This is a genomic window from Brevibacillus laterosporus (genome assembly GCA_007833815.1).
Taxonomy (GTDB): domain Bacteria; phylum Bacillota; class Bacilli; order Brevibacillales; family Brevibacillaceae; genus Brevibacillus_B; species Brevibacillus_B laterosporus_D.
This window is the reverse complement of the sequence record CP033464.1, coordinates 2,835,288-2,856,359: the sequence shown is the minus strand read 5'-3', so window position 1 is coordinate 2,856,359 and position 21,072 is coordinate 2,835,288. Positions and strand designations below refer to the sequence as shown.

At 38.9% G+C, this 21,072-nt stretch carries 19 protein-coding genes; 9 read left to right on the top strand and 10 right to left on the bottom strand.

Annotation, left to right across the window (positions count from 1 at the left end; all coding sequences use genetic code 11):
- Positions 1-101 precede the first annotated feature (101 nt).
- On the bottom strand, positions 102-962 hold the full coding sequence (locus EEL30_15000; protein QDX93481.1) for a DUF421 domain-containing protein: 861 nt from the start codon (positions 960-962) through the stop codon (positions 102-104).
- 148 nt (positions 963-1,110) lie between these two features.
- On the opposite strand from EEL30_15000, the gene spoVAC reads away from it, so the two are divergent.
- Genes spoVAC through EEL30_14980 form a run of 4 tightly spaced genes read left to right on the top strand, consistent with a single transcriptional unit; the run spans position 1,111 to position 3,187 of the window.
- Positions 1,111-1,587 carry a stage V sporulation protein AC gene (spoVAC, locus tag EEL30_14995; protein QDX93480.1) on the top strand — a complete coding sequence of 159 codons (477 nt, stop codon included), beginning with the start codon at positions 1,111-1,113 and terminating at the stop codon, positions 1,585-1,587.
- A 1-nt stretch (position 1,588) separates the two neighbouring features.
- Positions 1,589-2,602: a stage V sporulation protein AD gene (spoVAD, locus tag EEL30_14990; protein QDX93479.1), complete on the top strand. Its 1,014-nt coding sequence runs from the start codon at positions 1,589-1,591 to the stop codon at positions 2,600-2,602.
- Entirely contained in the window at positions 2,599-2,952 is a 354-nt protein-coding gene (spoVAE, locus tag EEL30_14985; GenBank protein ID QDX93478.1) for a stage V sporulation protein AE, read from the top strand. Before spoVAD ends, spoVAE begins: the two co-directional genes overlap by 4 nt.
- Before the next feature lie 28 nt (positions 2,953-2,980).
- Positions 2,981-3,187 (top strand): DUF1657 domain-containing protein, encoded by a 207-nt coding sequence (locus EEL30_14980; protein ID QDX93477.1) that lies wholly within the window; start codon positions 2,981-2,983, stop codon positions 3,185-3,187.
- A 139-nt stretch (positions 3,188-3,326) separates the two neighbouring features.
- Here the strand turns inward: EEL30_14980 and EEL30_14975 are convergent, their stop codons facing one another.
- The 4 genes from EEL30_14975 to EEL30_14960 all read right to left on the bottom strand — a co-directional run bounded on the left by EEL30_14975 (position 3,327) and on the right by EEL30_14960 (position 7,554).
- Complete coding sequence (locus EEL30_14975) at positions 3,327-4,037, bottom strand: DUF421 domain-containing protein (protein QDX93476.1); 711 nt, start codon at positions 4,035-4,037, stop codon at positions 3,327-3,329.
- A gap of 200 nt (positions 4,038-4,237) precedes the next feature.
- Positions 4,238-4,801: an NlpC/P60 family protein gene (locus EEL30_14970; GenBank protein ID QDX93475.1), complete on the bottom strand. Its 564-nt coding sequence runs from the start codon at positions 4,799-4,801 to the stop codon at positions 4,238-4,240.
- Positions 4,802-4,907: 106 nt separating this feature from the next.
- A complete protein-coding gene (locus EEL30_14965; protein ID QDX93474.1) occupies positions 4,908-6,380 on the bottom strand; it encodes a teichoic acid transporter in 1,473 nt (490 codons plus the stop codon).
- Positions 6,381-6,459: 79 nt separating this feature from the next.
- Entirely contained in the window at positions 6,460-7,554 is a 1,095-nt protein-coding gene (locus EEL30_14960; protein ID QDX93473.1) for a hypothetical protein, read from the bottom strand.
- Between the two features lie 257 nt (positions 7,555-7,811).
- Here EEL30_14960 and EEL30_14955 point away from each other — a divergent pair, with 257 nt between their 5' ends.
- Complete coding sequence (locus EEL30_14955; protein ID QDX93472.1) at positions 7,812-8,006, top strand: hypothetical protein; 195 nt, start codon at positions 7,812-7,814, stop codon at positions 8,004-8,006.
- 117 nt (positions 8,007-8,123) lie between these two features.
- Entirely contained in the window at positions 8,124-8,774 is a 651-nt protein-coding gene (locus EEL30_14950) for a class F sortase (GenBank protein QDX93471.1), read from the top strand.
- Positions 8,775-9,045: 271 nt separating this feature from the next.
- Here EEL30_14950 and shc read toward each other — a convergent pair whose 3' ends face one another.
- A complete protein-coding gene (gene shc, locus EEL30_14945) occupies positions 9,046-10,938 on the bottom strand; it encodes a squalene--hopene cyclase (protein ID QDX93470.1) in 1,893 nt (630 codons plus the stop codon).
- A 94-nt stretch (positions 10,939-11,032) separates the two neighbouring features.
- Here shc and EEL30_14940 point away from each other — a divergent pair, with 94 nt between their 5' ends.
- Entirely contained in the window at positions 11,033-12,220 is a 1,188-nt protein-coding gene (locus EEL30_14940; protein ID QDX93469.1) for a DUF2515 domain-containing protein, read from the top strand.
- 28 nt (positions 12,221-12,248) lie between these two features.
- Complete coding sequence (locus tag EEL30_14935; protein ID QDX95781.1) at positions 12,249-12,626, top strand: hypothetical protein; 378 nt, start codon at positions 12,249-12,251, stop codon at positions 12,624-12,626.
- Positions 12,627-13,319: 693 nt separating this feature from the next.
- Here EEL30_14935 and EEL30_14930 read toward each other — a convergent pair.
- Complete coding sequence (locus EEL30_14930) at positions 13,320-15,914, bottom strand: adenosylcobalamin-dependent ribonucleoside-diphosphate reductase (GenBank protein QDX93468.1); 2,595 nt, start codon at positions 15,912-15,914, stop codon at positions 13,320-13,322.
- A 190-nt stretch (positions 15,915-16,104) separates the two neighbouring features.
- Here EEL30_14930 and dat point away from each other — a divergent pair, with 190 nt between their 5' ends.
- Positions 16,105-16,941 carry a D-amino-acid transaminase gene (gene dat / locus EEL30_14925; protein QDX93467.1) on the top strand — a complete coding sequence of 279 codons (837 nt, stop codon included), beginning with the start codon at positions 16,105-16,107 and terminating at the stop codon, positions 16,939-16,941.
- A gap of 156 nt (positions 16,942-17,097) precedes the next feature.
- On the opposite strand, the gene EEL30_14920 is transcribed toward dat, so the two are convergent.
- The 3 genes from EEL30_14920 to manA form a co-directional block, all read right to left on the bottom strand.
- The gene (locus EEL30_14920) at positions 17,098-17,934 is read right to left on the bottom strand and encodes a lipoate--protein ligase family protein (protein QDX93466.1); all 837 of its coding nucleotides are present in this window, start codon (positions 17,932-17,934) and stop codon (positions 17,098-17,100) included.
- 197 nt (positions 17,935-18,131) lie between these two features.
- A complete protein-coding gene (locus EEL30_14915; GenBank protein QDX93465.1) occupies positions 18,132-19,841 on the bottom strand; it encodes a methyl-accepting chemotaxis protein in 1,710 nt (569 codons plus the stop codon).
- A 273-nt stretch (positions 19,842-20,114) separates the two neighbouring features.
- Complete coding sequence (gene manA / locus EEL30_14910) at positions 20,115-21,062, bottom strand: mannose-6-phosphate isomerase, class I (protein QDX93464.1); 948 nt, start codon at positions 21,060-21,062, stop codon at positions 20,115-20,117.
- Positions 21,063-21,072: the final 10 nt, after the last annotated feature.

The window sequence follows — 21,072 nt, the reverse complement described above, 5'->3', positions numbered from 1 at the left end:
GCCAAAAGAGACAAGGAAATTACACCATTGTCTCTTTTGATAGTTACTTACCATATTCGATTGGTTATTCCAGATGATAACTAGCCTGAGTGAATGTCTTATTACGATTGTAAAAACGGCTTTACATTATCTACAATTTGTTTTAAATGTTTCGCGCTCTGTTCATATTCCTGTTTGGCTAATTTATTTTTTGTTTCAAGTGTAAAAGTTTCTAGATCCGCTTGACACTTTTTTAGAATGGATAATGTTAATGGTTTCTCTTGTGGAATTGGCACAGTAATTTGATCATCATATAAATCCACATGTAATTGCCCATAACTATCAACTTGACCCATATATACGTTATCTACTGGAATTCCCAATTTATTTAAAGTCATAAAAAGCCACCTTTTGGACAAGCCTGTGTTTGCCAATGGCTCTAACAGAATATTTCCATCCAGAATAACCGTTTGTGGTTCTTTGATGGGTGCAGGTTTTATATTCAAATCTTTTTGTGTGAGTGGTTGATTTTCTTTTTTTAATAATACGCTAACATGACCATTTTGTTCTAATGCAGCAAACTCCACTTCAGCCACAGAAAATATATTTTTAAGGCGAAGCTGCTCTAGTAATTCTTCTCCTGAATAATTTTCTTTCTTTAGGTTTTCCTCCATAATTTTCCCGTTTTTAATGAGGACACGAGCATTTCCTTCAATAAGATCGTTTACTATTTTACTTTTGACTGAGAGATAACTAAGAAGAAAAGGCACAAGAGCCCAAATTAACATACTGACAAACCCATTAATGAAATTATCCTCAACATCAGTGGAAATGACACCCGCAATGGAACCAATTGTTACTCCTACTATATATTCAAAAAAAGTAGCTTGAGCTATTTGGCGCTTCCCCATTAGTCGTGTTAAGAACAATAGAGAAAAAAGCGTAAAGAATGATCTCAGAAAAACTTCCCAAATACCAGCCAATGATACCCTCTCCTTATGTCCTTCTATTACTACCTGTACTCATAGATTGTGTAATTTTGATTTTTTTATATATAAAACAGAGGTATAAAAAGTGGTTATTTATTCCAAGTTAATGATAATTACCATTTTAAAGTAGAAGGAGACAGAGATGGCTACAAAAAATAAAAAGCTAACAGCAACACAAATAGAATACCAAGCGTTTGCAAAAAGGCTGGAACCATCTAGACCCGTTCTTAAAAATTGCATTAGAGCATTTTGGGTTGGTGGCTCCATTTGCTTACTCGGTCAATTTATTCAAACCTTCTTTATACACTTTTTTCACTTTGACGAAAAGACTGCTGGAAATCCGACATCTGCAGTGCTTATTGCCATCTCTGTTCTTCTCACTGGTTTTGGCGTCTATGATAAACTGGGGCAATTTGCAGGTGCTGGAACGGCTGTGCCAGTTACCGGATTCGCTAATTCTATCGCATCAGCTGCTATTGAGCACAAAAGTGAAGGCTACGTACTCGGAGTTGGTGGCAATATGTTTAAATTAGCGGGTTCCGTTATTGTTTTCGGAGTAGTCGCTGCCTTTTTTATTGCCCTACTTAAATGGGTAATTACTTCTATAGGGGGTTCTTAGGATGCTAAAAGGACATCAATCTTGGATTTTTCCAAGCAAACCAACTATTTTATCAACAGCTACGATTGGTGGCCCCTTTGAAGCAGAAGGGAAAATTGCGAATGACTTTGACATTCTCCATGGTGATATTTGGCTCGGACAAGACAGTTTTGAAAAAGCAGAAAAAATCATGTTAGAAGAGGCATGCAACCTTGCTGTGGAAAAAGCTCAGTTACAGAAAGGCGATATCAATTATCTCATTTCAGGCGATTTAATGAATCAAATTATCTCCTCAAGCTTTTCTGCACGCACAGTTGGAGTCCCTTTTCTAGGGGTATTTGGCGCTTGCTCAACATCCATGGAAGGATTAGCATTAGCCGCTCAATTAATAGATAGCCAATCAGCTAATTATGTCCTCACTGGTACTTGTAGCCATAATGCAACTGCCGAGAAACAGTACCGGTACCCCACAGAGTATGGTTCTCAGAAGCCTCCCTCTGCACAATGGACGGTAACCGGAGCAGCCGCTGCAGTTGTTGCACCCAATGGTACGGGTCCAAAAATTGTTTCTGCTACAATTGGTAAGGTTGTGGATATGGGACTGACTGATCCCTTCAATATGGGGGCAGCTATGGCACCTGCCGCCGTAGATACGATACAGGCTCATTTTCGAGATATGCAAATAGAACCCGATTATTATGATTTAATAGCGACCGGTGATCTTGGAAAAGTTGGTCATCACATTGCGGGGAAATTATTGAAGAAACACGGTTTTTCAATACGTGAAGAAGCCTTTACGGATTGTGGGCTTCACATTTATAACGACCATCAAGAGGTTTTTTCAGGAGGTAGTGGTTGTGCCTGCTGTGCAACTGTTACATATGGTCATTTACTTAATCGATTGCTCAAAGGCGACTGGAATCGAATTTTAGTCGTAGCGACAGGTGCCTTGCTTTCACCTCTCAGTTTTCAACAAAATGAGAGCATTCCTTGCATAGCACATGCTGTGGCTATCGAGAGAGGGGAAAATGAATGAGTATTTTTATTTGGGCGTTTATTGTTGGCGGCATCATTTGCGTCATTGGACAGTTATTAATGGATGTGGCTAAATTAACACCAGCTCATACAATGTCCACACTCGTGGTAATAGGAGCCATTATGGATGGACTTGGATTGTACGAGCCATTAATTAAATGGGCTGGAGCTGGCGTAACCGTTCCTATCACAAGTTTTGGGAATGCACTTGTTCATGGAGCAATGTCAGAGATGGAAAGAGATGGAATTATCGGGATTGTTACAGGCATCTTTGAAGTGACAAGCGCTGGTATTTCTGCCGCAATTATTTTTGGATTTTTGGGCGCACTTGTATTTAAACCAAAAGGATAGTGACATACTAAACGCGGAGGTGATATGAATGACAGTAGCTTCATCCGTAAAACAAACATTAGCTAGTTTAAAAGGTGCTCAAGCTAATTTAGAAACTTTTGCGCTAAGTACAGAAAATAAGCAAGCCAAAAAAGTTTTTACTCAATCTGCTGAACAAACGCAAACAATTATTGATCAATTAGAAACTCGTGTACAACAATTAGAACAAGAAGAACCGCAGTATAAAGGATTCTAACGTGAAAGAGGTTAGAAAAGTGGATTTCCTCTTTTCTAACCTCTTTTTCAATTACTATTACTTGTTGTAATCCTTTAAAAGTGAATAACCTAAAAAGATTTAATTGTAATTGTATCAACATTTTTGTTATCTGGATTTTCTACTCTTTATCTATAGGAGATTTTATCTGATCTGCGTAGAAGTCAAAAACAATTTTCCCATTCGTTGTTTTTACAGCATAAAATATCTCATTTAGATTCTTTCCAATACAACTCATTTCCTTATATAACCATTCATCTGATAAATTATTTTCAAGTAAATTTTTCTCCATAATTTCCCCATCCATAATTAACTCAACTGGAAAGCTTCCTTTTTTTCCTGTAGATACCTTCAAATCTTTTTTTGTTACACTTTGGAATTCCTCTTTCTTTTGAACAGATAATTTTCCATTACTCTCTATAATGGCATACTGAACTTCTTGGATATCAAAAATATCTTTTTGACGAAGAGATTGGTTAAGTGAGTCCAATGTATATTTATTTGTCCTCATATTCTCCTCTAAAATCTTTCCATTTTCAATAAGTACTGTTGGTTCTCCTGATATCCATTTTCTGATTTTTTGTATCTTAATAGCTAAAATTGATAGCAAATATGAGGTACCTGTAAATACTACTAAAGACAAAATTAATTCCAACGATCCAATTTTTTCATTAAATGCAAGATTGGCTGCAATAGCTCCAAGAGTAATCCCGGTCACAAAATCGTGAAATGTCATATTAGAAACTGTCTGCTTCCCTAGAACTCTCGCTATAAGTAAAAGTAGAAAAATTGAAATGATTGTTCGCCCTATAATTTCAATATATTCATGCATGGTTAGTTCACCTCAAATACAGTTTTGACCAATTCCATAAATACGTATACCTATTACATGCAGGCTTTTGACTATTCCATTATTTTTCTTGATACTTCCTTCTCGACATAAAAATACCCCATTCAACCTTAACTCCAATTTTTACGTAGGAGCTAATCTGGTTCATGAGGTTAGTTTCAATCTACAAGCCATTATAAAATTTAGTTTTTTTCAGGAAGAACTCTTTTTGCAAAAAGGAAGTAGTTGTACCAGTAGTTACCTTCTAATTTATCGTTTCGAAGATCACTAATGATTACTCCAATTCCCTCCTCGTAAGTATGGAGAATTTTTCCATTTCCCATATAAATTCCAACATGACGAACTTTATTCAAACCAGTTTCATTCGGGAAATCTTCATCTGCAAAAAATAGAAGATCTCCCTTATGAATTTGGTCGAATGGAACCCAGGTTCCCTGTTTTGCTTGCTCTCTAGAGTTCCATCCTAAAGGAATACCAAATTTTCCATACAGATACTGAACATAGGAAGAACAATCAAATGTTTTATCTTGAAAACGTTCAGCACCGTATACATAAGGGGTCCCCATATACGTTTTTCCTAAAGAAATAATATGATCTGCAGTCTCTTCCCATTTGGGCTTTGTATTTGCAATTCCATCATTTACCGCATTCGCAAAAGCAGAGCTACAGGTAAAAAGAAGACTAATCGAACATATAAATAAAAAAGACTTTATTAGGATTGAGTTGTTTTTTATTTTTGAAATCATACCTAAATCCTCCCTTCTTTTCTCACACAATCCTATCAAAGTACTAGTTATTTTCCATTAGTAAAAGCCTTCCAAAATAAAAAACCGTGTTATCACAGCGATAACTTTATCTACTAATATAAATTACATTCTTTGAAAAGCGTAGAAGAAAGTATATGGATAAACACCCAAAATAAAGTACTCCATGTATGAATAAATTACTAAACGGGAGACGTTCTAGAATGTTTGCAAGTGCATAAAACAAGCCAAGAAATATTACAGATTCAATGTATATTGCCAATGATAAAAAGGACTTAATATATTTTATATTCCAAATTAAGGAGATTATTTCAAATGACAAAATTCCAATAACAATTCCACTATATTGATAGGAGGGAATCCCGACTAGACAATAGTTTATGATTATTGAAACGAAAGAACCTAATACAACCCCTACTAACGGGGCTTTTTCCCTACCTTTTACCCACAATATGTTGGTCGATATATCTCGAATTCCTGATAACAGAGGGATTAGAGATAAACAAATGAGTGGATAAGTTAGAGATCCATTTCCCGTGATAGCTTCTGAAATGTTCTGCCCATATAAAAAGAAATATAAAGATGTACTAATTCCCCATAGCCACCCTGCATTCATAGCTTTATTGACACGGTTCTTGAACTGCTTGAGGTTGTTTTTTTCCCAATTTCCAGCAATTTTAGGAATGATCACATGTAGAAAAGCTGAGGTTACCATCGTAGGCAAATAGACAATGGTTAAAGCCATACCTGTTATTTCACCGTAAATGATGGTAGATTGATGTGCAGTTAAACCCGAATGCATTAAACGGTTGGGAATTAATAGCGAGTCGATAAAGTCCGTTAGAGGAAGAAGAAGTCTTGTTGCAAGAACACTAAAAGAAATTTTCAGAAAACTAGATATTTCAGTATTGTGATAAGGGGAGCGTAAACTGTTGTAACGTAGCTTTTTATAATAATAAATAAATACCCCTATAAAAAAAAGAAGGGCACACAACCCACCAAGTACAGCTCCTAGTATTGCACCGCCAACGGCAATGGATACTCCATACGAAAACCAAAGATTCACTAAGATAAGCATTGTTATAATTCGCACTACTTGCTCAATTAGCTCTGAAAAGGAGATAACTCCATATAATTCAATACCCTGGAAAAAACCGCGTAGCAAGTGAAGATGAGGTACAAATAGAAAAACTGGAGACAATAGTCGAATGGCCCACGTTAATTCCGAGTCCCCATACCAACTGGCAATTGTCTCCGCGTACGTATATGATATTATTGTCGCTACTCCTCCTAATAGACATGAAAATATAACGGATATCTTAAGTAATTGAATTCCATTATGAACATTTTTAGCTGTTGATAAGGAAAGGGAAGTAGGGAGTCCTGCGGTAACTAATGTTAAGACTAATCCATAGAAGGCATATACCATTTGATACAACCCCATACCTTCTGCACCAAAAAAACGGAATAACAAAATTCGTCCGATTGCACCAATTGTTTTGACTAGAAATAAAAGGCCACTTCGTAAAAGGAATTGACGTATAATTAGAGTAAGCCCCATCATATTACTCCTTATTAGAGTTTTCATTAAGGAATATTTATGTGGGGCTGTCCTATGCTATACCATAAAAATTCTTACTTCAATCATTAATGTGGATCAAGTAGAATTTTGTTTTATTATCCCACCCTAAATCCCACGGTACATGGTAACGATCAGCTGAATGGGAGTTTACCAATATATAACCTTGTTCATCTCTCGAGGTTACAATGGAAAAGTGGTCGATATTACCTTCAAGCTCATAAGCAATTAAATCGCCTGGTTTTAATTGTGAAAGTGCAGCTTGAGGAAATTTCTTGTTCGGTTTAGCTACTTCTTCGTAGGTCCCCCGCGTAATTAATCTTCCATACCCGCTATAAATAAGGAACTGATATAAGGCATCCGTTCTTATCCAAGCAACGCTACCTTCTTTTTGATAAAACCACTTTCCACGCATAGGCAATCCCCCACCTTCTGTTGGATCTCCTAATACTTGAGAAGTGAAATTCGTACAATCTCCTCCTTCGTATGTATAATCAGCGTATTTTGGATTGTATCGATTTTGGTTTCCTGCCATGGAAGCTGATCCAGCATACTTTTCCGCATAGGAAACTGCCCTTTTCCGGTTATATTTTCTTCTTTTCTTGTCATGATTATATGCAGGTAGATCTTGCTTCGTAACTGACTCTTTTGAAACAGGAATCAAATTAATATTTTCCTCCAACGGGTCAAGGTACCATTCTTTTACAAGATACCACTTGTTATCTTTTTGCTCCAAAGTCAAGAAATGACGTGTTCCAATACCAAATTTTTGCGGATTAAATGAGCTGCCTTGATGTTGGTACGATATGGTTTGTGATTGTATTAAAAAAATCTTTGCTTTATTACCTACTCGTTTGATATGGCCAATCTTAATTTTACACTCAGCATCGATAAATGATAGATTCCTCTTTGATCCCCATGCATGAATATAAGCACTTCTTTGCTTTTCATGTTCAAGTGCAAATTGGCTTCTCTTTTGAGTAGAAAGATAATAGGGTGTGATTTGTCCGTAATCCATGGTGATCATGGCCTTCGAACGCTCTTTATACATGATTTGTAACAGACGTTCAATATCCTTATGCTCAGCTTTAACTTCTTTTGTATTGCCTATGGAAACAATTACAAAAGTAACAAGAATCCAAAATATTTTTTTCATTTTTGAGTTCCCCTACATTTCACAATATCATCCAGTTCCTGTAATGTGGACAAATACCTTCCTTATCGAAGCCATTCATTGAATAATTTATCCATAGACTGTCTCTAATATTTAGGATTCATTTTCCATTTCCAATTTCAATTAGATAGCTTTAGCCGAATGATGATTACCTAGGAATATTTTACTGTCATACATAGTTCTCGAGTGGGGACCATATGGAATGCAATACAAAATTAAAAATCGAAAGGAAGAATAAAATGAAAAAATTTTTAGCTACTTCACTTGCAATCTGTTTTATGCTTTCCAGCGCTTCAGCATTTGCTATGGAAGATGGGCATCATAAGAAACATCACGTTAAGAAACATCACAAAGTGAAAACAATGTCTCAAAAGCATCATAAATTCCATATTAAAGGTATGCCTAAAACAGGCATGGGTGGTGCAAGTAATTAATAAGTAAGAAATAAGCTTTTTGTATTATCCACCAAGGAGATCTAAGTTGCAGATACTCCTTGGTGCAATTTCAAAAAACTGAAAAAGAAAGCAGTGTATGAATATGAGGTATTTTGGATGAGAAGAGTTTTCCTCGCTATAATGATAGGTTTACTGACCGGATGCTCAAACTCTGCTGATATAGCGAAAAATCCCAAAGTTTCTACTCCTCTTACTATTGAACAATCATCACCTCAGGTAAAAGAAAAGCAATCATATGCGGAAAAAACGAATCTTGTCACCCATCCAAGAAACTCAGAGACAAAAATGGAAATGAAGGCCAAGGGCTTCATACCAAATCGTCTGCGAATCCCTTCTATTGATTTAGATACGGTAATAGAAACGGTGGGTATAACAACGGAAGGAAGTATGGACGTTCCGAAGGCTTTTAACAAAGTAGGTATTTTATCTCCTTGGACAAAACCAGGTGAAAACGGTAGTGCTGTTATTGCTGGTCATTTTGATCATTATACGGGCCCAGCGATCTTTTATCATTTAAAAAAATTGAAACCTGGTGATCAAGTTTTCGTGTCAAATACAAACAATGATCAGCTTATTTATGTGGTAAAAGAAATAACTTCCTTTAATACGAAAGAGGCTCCATTGGAAAAGATATTTGGCGAATCAGTTACATCTCATCTGAATCTTATAACTTGTTCAGGAAAATTTAATAAGAAGACACAAGAACATGCAAAAAGATTGGTAGTTTTTACTGAATTGATTAAATGAATGCACCATTTGAAATCAACGAATACCAGAACAACAAAAACTTCCCATTACATTGAGCGGACAATAGCTCGGTTAACCCTCATCTAAAAACACACCATATGGATCTTGGGCTTTAACCCGAATAATGGACACTAAAAAAGACCCTTATTCGGGTCTATGTAATACAATTATATCCAATTGTTGTTTACGTGATACAACCGTTTCGAGTACAATAAAATTTTTTTCAACTAATTTGTTAAGAACATTGTCCATTTTTGACATAAAGAGATATTTAATATTTCTTTTTATAATTACCTAAAGCAAGCAAAGGCCAAATGTACCGGTAGCTGTGGTAGTGAAAGTAAATACCGCCGGGTAATCCGGTTCCTGTCGGATAGGAGAGCGTCCAGTCCTGATTTTTTTCGGAATCAATTAAAAATTGAATTCCACGTTCAATCGCCGGAATTGGTTTATGGAACACTGAAATGAGGGCATCCACTCCCCACGCGGTTTGAGAAGGTGTACTGACACCTAAAGAAACATATGTTTTAACAATATCGCTCTTACATGACTCTCCCCACCCCCCGTCTTCATTCTGGATTTTTAATAACCACTGTACAGCTTTCTGAATTGCAGGATGTTCGGAAGAGACTCCGACAGCAATTAGGCCGGTAGCAGCGGCCCATGTGCCGTAAATGTAAGAAATGCCCCAACGTCCGTACCAAAAGCCGTTGGCTTCTTGGTTGCTTAAAAGCCACTCCACCCCTCTTTGAATCTGGGGATGGCCGATGGTAAATCCTGCACTGTTGCCGAGAAACTCCAAAGTCCTACCTGTTAAATCTGCCGTAGAAGGGTCTGTACTAACTGCGTCTGCCGCATCGAAGGGAAGCCAGTTTACTATTCTTTTATCCGTATTTTTCTCAAATGCCGGCCAGCCTCCATCGGCGTTTTGCATCGATAACAGCCAATTGAGACCTCGATCCCATGAATGGTGGAAGGTCGGGTCTGTTTCTCTTAATTTGCTTATTACTCTTAATGAAGCCGTTGTGTCATCGACGTCGGGATTGATGGTATTGATATCGGAAAAACCCCATCCCCCTGGTAAAACAAAAGGATTTTTCATCATCCAATCACCATATTTATGATGCTGGCGAGAGAGTAAATAGCGGCCAGCGTTTTGAACTGTAGGCTCAGATACAGAGACCCCGGTTGCTTGCATAGCATGAGCCAATAAAGCGGTATTCCAGACCGTTGATGTCGCAATCTGAATATGGAAATGTCCATTGGTCAGGCAAGTCATTGCTTTCAGCCCTGAAATCGCACGGGTGATCACTGGATGATTGGCCGAATATCCAAGGGAAAGTAGAGCGAATATCATAAGAAACGTGGAAGTGAAATAGCTGTACAAGGTTCCATCCGGTTCAATTCTTTCCAGTATAAAGCGTTCAGCCTGACGTAGCGCCATATTATGGATTTGCGACGGAAGGTAAGGAAGGTTCTTGAAACCATCCAAGATCGTGTTAAGAAGCGCACGGTATTCATGAGATCGTTGATTCGTCAGATATGGATAGTTGCCCAATGCTTTTGGAAGGTCGTTTTTTCGAAGATCGGACATGTCTGGTGTTCTTTTTGTTTTCATTACGAACTTGCGGTCTGCAACGACCAATATGGGTGCGATGTGTACTCTTGCATATCCGACAAAATCGAAGAAATTGATGGGGAACCAGTGCGGCAGCAGGATGATTTCAACAGGGATTTGAAAGTGTCCCGGCCAAGGATACTGCCCTGTCAAGGCAAGAAGGATTTTTGTTAGCATACTTGCCTCCGAAATTCCGCCTTTGGTTAATATAAACTTCTTTGCTAATTGCATGTGCTCATCCGTTTTCCGGCTGTGCCCTGAAAAAAGCAGGGCATAGTATGCTTCAATGGTTGCAGACAAATTTCCTTCCTCTTCATCATGAAACAGCTTCCAGGCTCCGTTTTTCTCCTGCCTTATGGTAATGCGATCAGCCAAACTTCTAATTAACTCCTCGTCATCAATCATCAAGGTCCGTAATAGGATTATCATATATGCATCGGTTAGTGGTCCGCTTTCCGAACAATAACGCCAGGCGCCGTCAGCTGATTGAGCTTTTTGCAATAGATGGATTATACGTTTAATTTCTAATTCAATTTTTTCTTTCATATTTCAAACATACCTTTCTAAAACCCAAGTGTAATGCCTATATCCACTCTATTCATTTTCAGATGAAGGGTTCTTAAAAGGGAGAGGAGAAAGCATGGGAATCCGGATCCTGAAGAAGAAATTTGACTGGTTTAAACAGAGTCAATTTCCGCCTTTTCTTAAAATAAACAAAGAATTGCAGAAGAGATTGAAAGATGTCAACAAGCCTCTCAAGAAAGAAGCGGAATTACCCGAACAAGATCAAATATTGATTCGTCAAATTAAAGAATGCACACGCCGGTTAAACTTGAACAATGTAACGCGGACTACGGCGTATTTTGACTACTATCGAAAACATCCAGAGATACACTGGGCCTTGTTAGGTCACATGGTGTCGCGAAATGGCGGCTGGAATATGACGGATTTGAAGGGAGAGCTTCTGTCCAAATTACTTTCCAACGCGGAACAGAAGGATTATTTTCTGTTTTTGGAGCGCGGCAATTGGTTGATTTTCCAAGATATCTATCCTCAATTTTTGCTGTATGAGGAAAGTTTGAAAAGAGAAGCGAGCTTGTTCTATCTGCTTTCTTTTTTTCATGTATCCGTCTTTATGGAGGGTATGTGGAATCATTTCTGGAAAAATGGAGACCGCTATCTTCTGACGATTGCCCTAGTCATCAACGAGCAGAGCTATCTGGAAAAAAGGGTGATACAGAATCCCCATTATCAAAAAACGGTTCTGGAAACGAAAGAGTTCAAAGTTCAGGATTTATTGAGTTTAAATCAAATTCTTTTCCCATGTTGTAATAATATGAACAAGGTTCCCGGGCAGGTACCTGACCTTATTGGTCAAACGCTTCATCATTTTGCTTCCCTTCAAGAACGCATATTATTGGGTAAACGATTATATTCAGTGCTTTTTGGCTCTTCTGAAATTCTACAGGGCGTAATAAACTGGGCGGCGGATCATCCGCATACGGGTTCCCGTAAAGATTACTGGCCCCATCTGTTTAACGACGTAAACGAATCTGCGCCATCTATGCCTGGAACTCCCTATAAGAGGCGAACGGATGATTGTCAATTGAAAGCTGGGGCCAATCGATTATTCAGCCCAAAATTACAGTACGCTTGGAAAAATATAGAGCATGGTGAAGCGGAAATCGGGGATTGGTTTGAGGATTGGAAAATCTTAACCTACTTTATCAACCAAGAAAAAAATGTAAATGGGGAGATCTATCATAAATACTGTAAAACACTGGAGAAAATCGAACTTGCGGTCATCGCCAAAACAGCCATCTTTTAGAGAGAAACTTAAATCTTATGTTCCAACAATGATATTTGTTTCTTGGTTGGGAACTTATCTGGATCTCATCTTAGTGGAGAAGCAATTGTATTCTTTTCCTGTGAGGCCGTTTTCCGATATTTTCAAAATCAATATTATGTTTACTCTGTGTGTATTGCCGATTGTTACAGCTATCTTTCTGAACTGCTTGCAGTCGATGAACTCATGGCAAAGAAAGGGAATCGTCCTGTTTTCCGGCATAATAGCGGCTGGAATTGAACAGATATCTGAAAAACTGGGATGGTTTGCCCACAGCAGCGAATGGCGGCATTTTTATTCCTTTTTCGGCTATATCCTATTTATGTGGCTTGTTTGGAAATTTCATCTATGGATCATTCATTTATCAGAAGAAGCCCCTCAACAATAATAGGGTTCAAACCAAATATTTTTTCAAAACAAAAAAGGAACCAACTAATGTTCTCCACTATTCTACATAGTTCAACATTTGATCTACATGCCGATAAACATATTTCTGCTGAAGGGACCCCAACCTGTCCTTCCCTCTATAGGACACTAGATATAGCATTAACCCTAAATGTCATGGCGAATCTCATTTTCGAATTGTCAACAGGTGTAATCATTCCCATATCAGGGCGTATTGCGTTTCAAGATAATTGCAAGAAAATAATATCAAACTGCAGGAAAGGGATGCCAAGGTTCTGGCATCCCTAACACTTCAGAAGACACTTACGCTAACGAGTGTTGATGTAAATATACTTATTCTCTTTAACGAAATACGATGATCTGTTATTAGTGTCAAGTTTTTGGTTTTACTCCCATGAATCAAATCCACAGTTTTTAACATTTGGAAATAATTACTCGACCTATTAGCGTCTGCAAGACGTATTAAATAACTTTTTAAATTCTCATCAAGCAGAGGTATAGGTCTTATCAAGAAGGGGTAACCACCTGGATTCAATCATGCATAAATATGCACTCTTGGTGTTTATCCAGGTGGTTTCCATTAATTACGAGCAGTTTTTTTCATGTAAATTGAGCATTTTTCCATCTATTTTGACCAACGACAAACAAGCTTCCTATTCCCGCATCGCTACATAAGCTACGAACACTTTGAAAATCCGCAAGTCGTGCATGTCTTGCACCCTTCTGCATGCAACAATGTAGCAGAACCACATGAAGGGCAGAAATCTTTATGCTCTGCATCGCCATATACATCATGATGTGCTTCTTCCTTCTCTGGTGCCTGACTAATCGCATAGCTGCTCGTTGCTGCTACCGCTTTTTTCTCATCTTCTCCGTCCAGATGCATTTCCAACGCTTTCGCTACGGCGTCGGGGATCGATTCCACACGGTTTGCCCCAAATCCAACTGCTCCAGAGCCACCAATTCCTTTTAAGTGTTTAATCAACAAGCGAGCTTTGTTGCCATCAGGTAGTTCGCCAAAGCGTAGGAATAATGTAGATACACGCCCTAATGCCTCTGACATAGCAAAGACATCACTACCTGCTTTTCCTACGTTCACAATCACTTCAAATGGAGCATGATCCACATCATTAATCGTAATATAAGCTTTTCCGAGTGGCGTGTTCATTTTATATGTAGCACCACTTAGGCGTTTCGGACGCTTATTATAGGCTCGTTCTGGTGTACCGCCTGTTACGGCCTTCACACCCTGATCATGAGCAGACTTTGCTTCCACAGTTGCACTCGTCCCCGTATGCTCTATTTCTTTCGCTTGTGCTTTCTTTTCTGCACTCACTTCTACTTTCTCTTCCTTTTTCTCCGTGGATAATACCTGGACATCACGACTACCATCTCGGTAGATCGTTACTCCTTTGCAACCTAGGTCAAAAGCTAGCTCATACAAATTTTTGGTCTCTTCTACTGTGAAATCGTGTGGAGCATTGGCTGTTTTAGAAATGGAGGAATCCACCCATTTTTGAATCGCAGCTTGTACGCGCACATGATCTTCCGCTGCTAAATTCATTGCACAAACAAAATGATCTGGCAAGCCTTGCCCTGGATGGGCATCTATCCATTCTTGAGCGATGGGTACATATTGTTTATCAAAACCAAGACGGCTCTGACGGAAGTATTCAAATGCATAATAAGGTTCAATACCAGTAGATGTACCTACCATCGTTCCAGTAGATCCGGTTGGAGCTTGTGTTAACAAGGTAACGTTACGTACACCTTTCTTGCGGATCGTCTGACGCACTTCCTCATCAAATTGTTTCATAAAACCGCTCATAAGATATTTTTCTGCATCAAATTTTGGAAAGCTACCTTTCTCTTCCGCAATATCCGCAGACGCCAAATAAGATTCGCGAGCAATAAAGTTATATAGCTTGTCCAAGAACTCCAAAGACTCAGGACTACCATAACGAATACCTAATTTAATCATCATTTCAGCAAGCCCCATCGTTCCTAATCCTACACGACGCTCGGACTGTTGATTCTCCCTGTTCTCTTCAAAATGATAAGGAGTTGCATCAATTACGTTATCCAAGAAGCGAATGGAATAACGTACAGCTTCTCCTAAGCTCTCCCAATCCACTTCATCATTGCTAACGAATTTAGACAGATTTAAAGAGGACAAATTACATACACCCCAAGCTGGCAATCCTTGTTCCCCACACGGATTCGTACAGATAATGGGGTTAAAGTACCAGCTGTTGGACATGTCATTGTAATACTCCGTAAAAACTACACCAGGCTCAGCTGATTTCCAAGCAGATTCAATGATCGTATGCCATACATCGCGAGCTCGTACGGTTTTTACCAATTTAACAGGTTTACCTAGCTCCTCACGCCATTTTTTCATGTTTCCGTCCCACATGGAATCATAATCAGGGTCATTCACATCAGGAAAAACAAGCTCCCAATCTAAATCTTCTTTTACAGCTTTCATGAAGCTGTTAGACACACAAACGGACAGATTGGCATTTGTAACAAGACCCATTGTTTGTTTGACAGTAATGAACTCCATCAGATCTGGATGCCAGTCATTCATCATCAGCATGAGGGCACCGCGACGAGAGCCACCTTGTTCAATTAAACCCGTTGTATAGCTAAACAGGCCGCCCCAGGATACGGAGCCACTAGAGGAACCGTTTACTCCACGTACCAACGCACGGCGAGGGCGTAAGCTGGACAAATTAATACCAACACCGCCCCCACGTGACATAATCTCTGTCATTTGTGTCAAAGTATCCATGATGCCACCCCGAGAGTCATGTGGGGACGGAATCACATAGCAGTTAAACAAGGTTAATTCATCACTTGCTCCTGCACCTGCTGCAATGCGTCCGCCTGGTACCAATTTCCAATCGTCTAGCAAGTCACGAAATTTGCTTGTCCATTCCGCTTTTTTCTCTTCTGTTTTCTCCACAGCAGCGAGTGCGGTAGCTAGGCGATCCCACATTGCTTCTGGCGTAATTTCAATTGGACGGGTTGTTTTTTCTACCGTTGTAGTGATGGTATTGCCGCTTCTTAGTAGAATGGAGACTTGATTTCCCTCAAGGGCAACAATTTCACCCACTTCTTTTTGAGGAAACTTCGGGTCATCTTTGGTTAATACGAGAACCGTATCTCCCACCTTTGTATTTTTGTAATCCAGATCTTTCATCGCATATCGATCCAAAAAGATCTTTTCACTTAGGCCTTCTAATGGCTTATTTTCTACTAAACCCACGGTCTTTTCCCCTCCAAAATATATTTTCAAATTGACCCTCTCAGATCAATTTGTTATCTTTATGTAAGACGGTTCTAACGATACCATACGCCCGTCTACAAATCAATATATTGAATATATAAGAATTTTTTTCGACATTTATCACTATATATTGTGTTACTATCATCCTATATCCTTGGGAGGAACTATCATGTATTATGTAGATGGAGCTTGGTATAAGCCAGATGAACCTGCTATTTTTCCAGAGGATCGGGGCTACCAGTTCGGTGACGGAATTTATGAGGTTGTGCGTATCTATCATGGCTACTTATATCAATGGGATGATCACATGATCCGCTTGGAACGTAGTGCTAAAGAGCTTTCCTTGACCATTCCCTCTCGCAAAGAATTGACAGAGATTGCCCAAGAAGTCCTTAGACAATGTTTTTTAGAATCTTCTGAGGACGCTATACTCTATATGCAGATTACTCGCGGAGTGTCGGATCGGCAATTTCCATTTCCGTCTAACATTCGCCCTGTCTTAACTATGTATGCTAAATCCAAGTCACGCCCGATTCAACAGATGCAGTCCGGTGTACGAGCTGTGCTCATTGATGACATCCGTTGGTTGCGTTGTGATATTAAGAGTCTTAATCTTCTCGGTGCTTCTTGGGCTAAACAACAAGCTGTAGAACAAAGTGTAGATGAAGCCATTCTTCACCGCAATGGAACGGTAACGGAGGCTACCTCGGCTAATCTATTTGCTGTCAAGAATGACAAGTTATATACCCACCCAGCTACCAATCTCATTTTACACGGTATCACTCGTCAAACGGTCATTCAGTTGGCTAAAAATCTTGGCATACCGGTGTTAGAAGAAGCATTCTCCGTCAATTTTGTGCAATCAGCCGATGAACTATTCATTACAGGAACCACTAGCGAAATTACTCCCATCGTGGAGCTTCAAGGTGCCCGTGTAGGAGATGGTCAAGTGGGTTCAATCGTTCGCCGCTTACAAGAAGCTTTTGAAAACCACATTATTTCTTAGACATTTATCACTCTACAATATCTAAAAAGGGCAAACGTTACCTCAAAAGCCACTATGCATAACTTTTGATATATCTCTACAAAGAAAAAAGCAGTTCCCTTAATGATTAATTCATCATTGTTTTGCGGGAACCGCTTTTTTCTTACTACATATAACTTATCGACGGAAATTCCATTCATCCCTACTATAGCGATTTTCAGCTAATTCATTTGCTAATTGTTGCTCTTCGTCTGTCAAATCCATAGCAACAAGCTCAATTCCCAATCCCTCGGCAAAGCCATGGTAGAAGGCTTCGATGGCTTCTTCTAATGAGATTGGCTTTGAACTTACCTCGTTTATCGTAACCGCTTTTTGTTTAAAGCTATTCATCATGCGTTCTTTGACACGTTCGCTTGGGAACGTTAAAAGGGAGAATAACAGATCGACATCCATATCCAACAGGATAGACCCATGTTGTAAAATAACACCCTTCTGACGTGTTTGGGCGCTACCTGCTACCTTTTTTCCTTCTACCACTAATTCATACCAAGAGGGAGAATCAAAGCAAGCAGACGAGCCCGGAGAGTTGTATTTCGCCTTCTCCTCTTCTGAAGCAAGCGACACCATCTCTGCCTGTAATCCTAGCTTCTGAAATCCATGTAATAACCCCATAGAGATCACTTTATAGGCTTCCGTTACACTTTTCGGCATCTGCGGATGATCCTCTGACACAATCACACTATACGTAAGCTCAGCATCATGCAGGACAGCCCGTCCTCCTGTTGGACGTCGTACTAGCCCAAGCCCGCGACGCTTCACTTCTTCAATATTGATCTCTTTTTCCATTTTTTGGAAATAACCGATAGAGAGAGTCGCCGGGTTCCATGTATAAAAACGAACGGTGGGCGGTACTTTTCCTTGGCTGTGCAAAGACAAAATTGCTTCGTCAATTGCCATATTCATTTCAGGTGACATAGGTGGGGTCACCAAATAACGCCATTTTTCCATTTCCATGCTATATACCTCCCATATATCTACATCCAGTCATGCGTCTGGGAGCAATCTGTGTTTGTGAGGACTGCTCGCACTCCATACCCATAGCAAACAAGCTGCTTGGGCATAGCACTTCTCTTTATTGTAAAGCTTCTGTAGAGCAAGAGACAAGCGCCAACTGCCAAGCAGCTTCTGCTTACTATGTGATTATAAAAAAATTACACTTTAAATTTCTTCATGACAACTTGCATTTCGTTGGTCATCTCAGACATGACCTCTGCTGTCGTTGCCACTTCCTGAGAAGAAGCTGTTGTTTGCTCCGACGTACTAGCAATATCTTCTGTCTTCGCGAATATTTCTTCCGCAACCGCTGTACTAGACTCCACTTTAGCAGAAATAGTCTCTTTTTCATCAAGAATCTGACCTGCACTTAGGCTTAAATGATGGATTTTTGGCCCGATATCTTCTACTGCTTTTGTAATATCTGTAAAGGATTGCATGGCATTGGCAATATCGTTCTTCTGAGTATGCATCTCCATTTGCATTTCATCTGCTGTTTGTAACATATGTACGGCATCTTTAGAAATCGAACTACTTTGGTCACTAATGCGTTGGGAGAAAATGCGTGACTGTTCTGCTAGCTTTCTCACTTCATTTGCCACCACCGCAAAGCCTTTTCCATGTTCACCAGCACGCGCAGATTCGATTGCTGCATTTAGGGCTAACAGATTAGTCTGATCAGCTATTGTATTAATTAAAATAGTAATCTCATCAATCTTGTTCACATTCTCATTTACTTTTGTAATATTTTTGATTAGTCCCATAAACACTTCATTGGTATGCTCCACGGATTGAGCTACCTTATTCATATGCATGTCACTATCCCGCGCAATTTCTTGAATGTCACGTGTCAATCCATCAACTACTTGAATAGATTGCACAATTTCTGTTAGCTGTTCGCCGAATTCTGCCAAAGTCTCAGAAATAACTACCAAATCATTGGTCTGTTCTCCCACGCCTGTAGATGTTTCATGGACAGATTGTGCGACTGTTTCAAATGCTGCACTTAACTCCTCAGATATGGCACTTAGATTATGAGAAGCCTTTGTTAAATCGTCTGATTTTCGCTGTACAATAGTAATCATTGATGAGGTATTCATTACGGCCTGAGACAACGCTCCTCTCATCCGACCAAATTCCGTATTGTCAGCTTCCTCAATCTTAATTGTTAGATTCCCTTTCCCAAACTCTTCACAGTACTGAATCATTTCTTTAGCGGAATTATTAATTGAAGTAGAAAGTATAAATGATACCAAAAGGACACAAAAAACAACACAACCCATTAAAACAGCATAATAGCTCCATGCATGATCATATTTTTCTGTTGCTTCTGTATCTAGCTTATCTGCATTTGCTGTTAAGTAAAGAATGATATCATTTACATTCGTATCTAAAGTATTCGAGTACTCAGCAAAAGTCTGCTCTGCATCATACGGGACTGGTTTGTCTGCTTTTAAATACGTATCGCGAATAATGATCCAATTGTCACGGTAGTCACTTAACAATTGATCCATCTTCATTTTCTTTTCACGGTCAAACTCATGTTCATCATGATTGGCAAAATAATTTGCCTCATTAGCTAAAACAATGTTATATAGCTTGTCAACCTCTGCACTTTTTTGCGCATCATAATCTCTGAGTGTTTGCAGAATAGCAATCCTTAGCTTATAAAAGTCTGAACGTAAATTATTCGCTTTCACTAATGGATCTACGACATCTCGATTAATTAACGTAGAAGAATTATTAATATCATTCATAAAATACATCCCTAGCCCACTCATGATCAAGTTGAATAGTAATCCAATCGCAACAAGAATACGAATATTGATCACTAGGCTAATTTTCTTACACATGCTAATCATTTTCATTCGGTATGATTCCCTCCAGTCATTCATATACACTTTTATATCGGACGAAAGTATCAAAAATAATGATAAAAATGTTACAAATTTGAAAACTATTATCAGAGTAACGTCACATCGCCATCAAGCTAAGCGTTCTTTCTTGATTTCTTTACATAAACGTAGATTTCGTACGCTAAGCAAATCTCAACAAAGAAAATCCGATTTCCTTAGCGTACAGGAAATCGGATTTTTCTTTGTCTGCATGTAATCATTGTGGAATTTATATTGCGCTACCTTTTATGAATGTGAAACAATTACTTCCACTATGCCTCTAACTTCAATTTTCTCCAACCCACTTGGTAGAATAAAATGATCTCCTTTTTCAATTTTGAAACGCCCTTCTTCAGTTACAATTTCACCAGTCCCTTTTAGTACACTACCAATCAGGAATGGTTTATCTTGTCTAAGCGTTGCAGAACCCGTGATATCCCATTTATAAACAGAAAAATATTTATCTTTTACAAAGGTAGTGATTTTTACACCTGGGATTTTATCGGTAACCGGTTTTACCGGAAAATCTCCATGTGGCACGGTTGTCACGTCGATTGATTTTTCAATATGCAAGTCACGCTTTTGACCATTTTGATCAACGCGGTCATAATCGTATAAACGGTATGTTGTATCAGAGCTTTGCTGCGTTTCAAGAATGAGGACACCAGAACATAGTGCATGAATTGTTCCACTAGGTACATAGAAGAAATCACCCGGTTTTACTTTTACCCGACGTAATAGCTCGTTCCATTCCCCCCGCTCAACCATTTCACTGAATTGTTCTTTTGTTTGTGCAGTGTGACCGAAAATAATTTCAGCGTCGTCTTTACAATCGATTACATACCAGCATTCTGTTTTGCCAAGCTCACCATTTTCATAGTTGTTCGCATATTCATCATTTGGATGAACCTGTACAGATAAATCGTTATTTGCATCAAGAATTTTCGTTAGTAGTGGGAACACATCACCTTCTAGATTGCCAAATAGCGCACGATGTTGATTCCAAAGTTCAGCGATAGTTTTCCCTTTATATGGTCCATTCCTTACAACACTTTGTCCATTCGGATGTGCAGATACAGCCCAGCACTCTCCTATTAGATCTGATTCGATTTGGTATCCAAATTCTGTTCGCAGTTTCGTTCCTCCCCAGATTCTTTCTTGAAAAAGAGGGGTTAAAAAGATTGGTTGTTTCAATCAGATCACT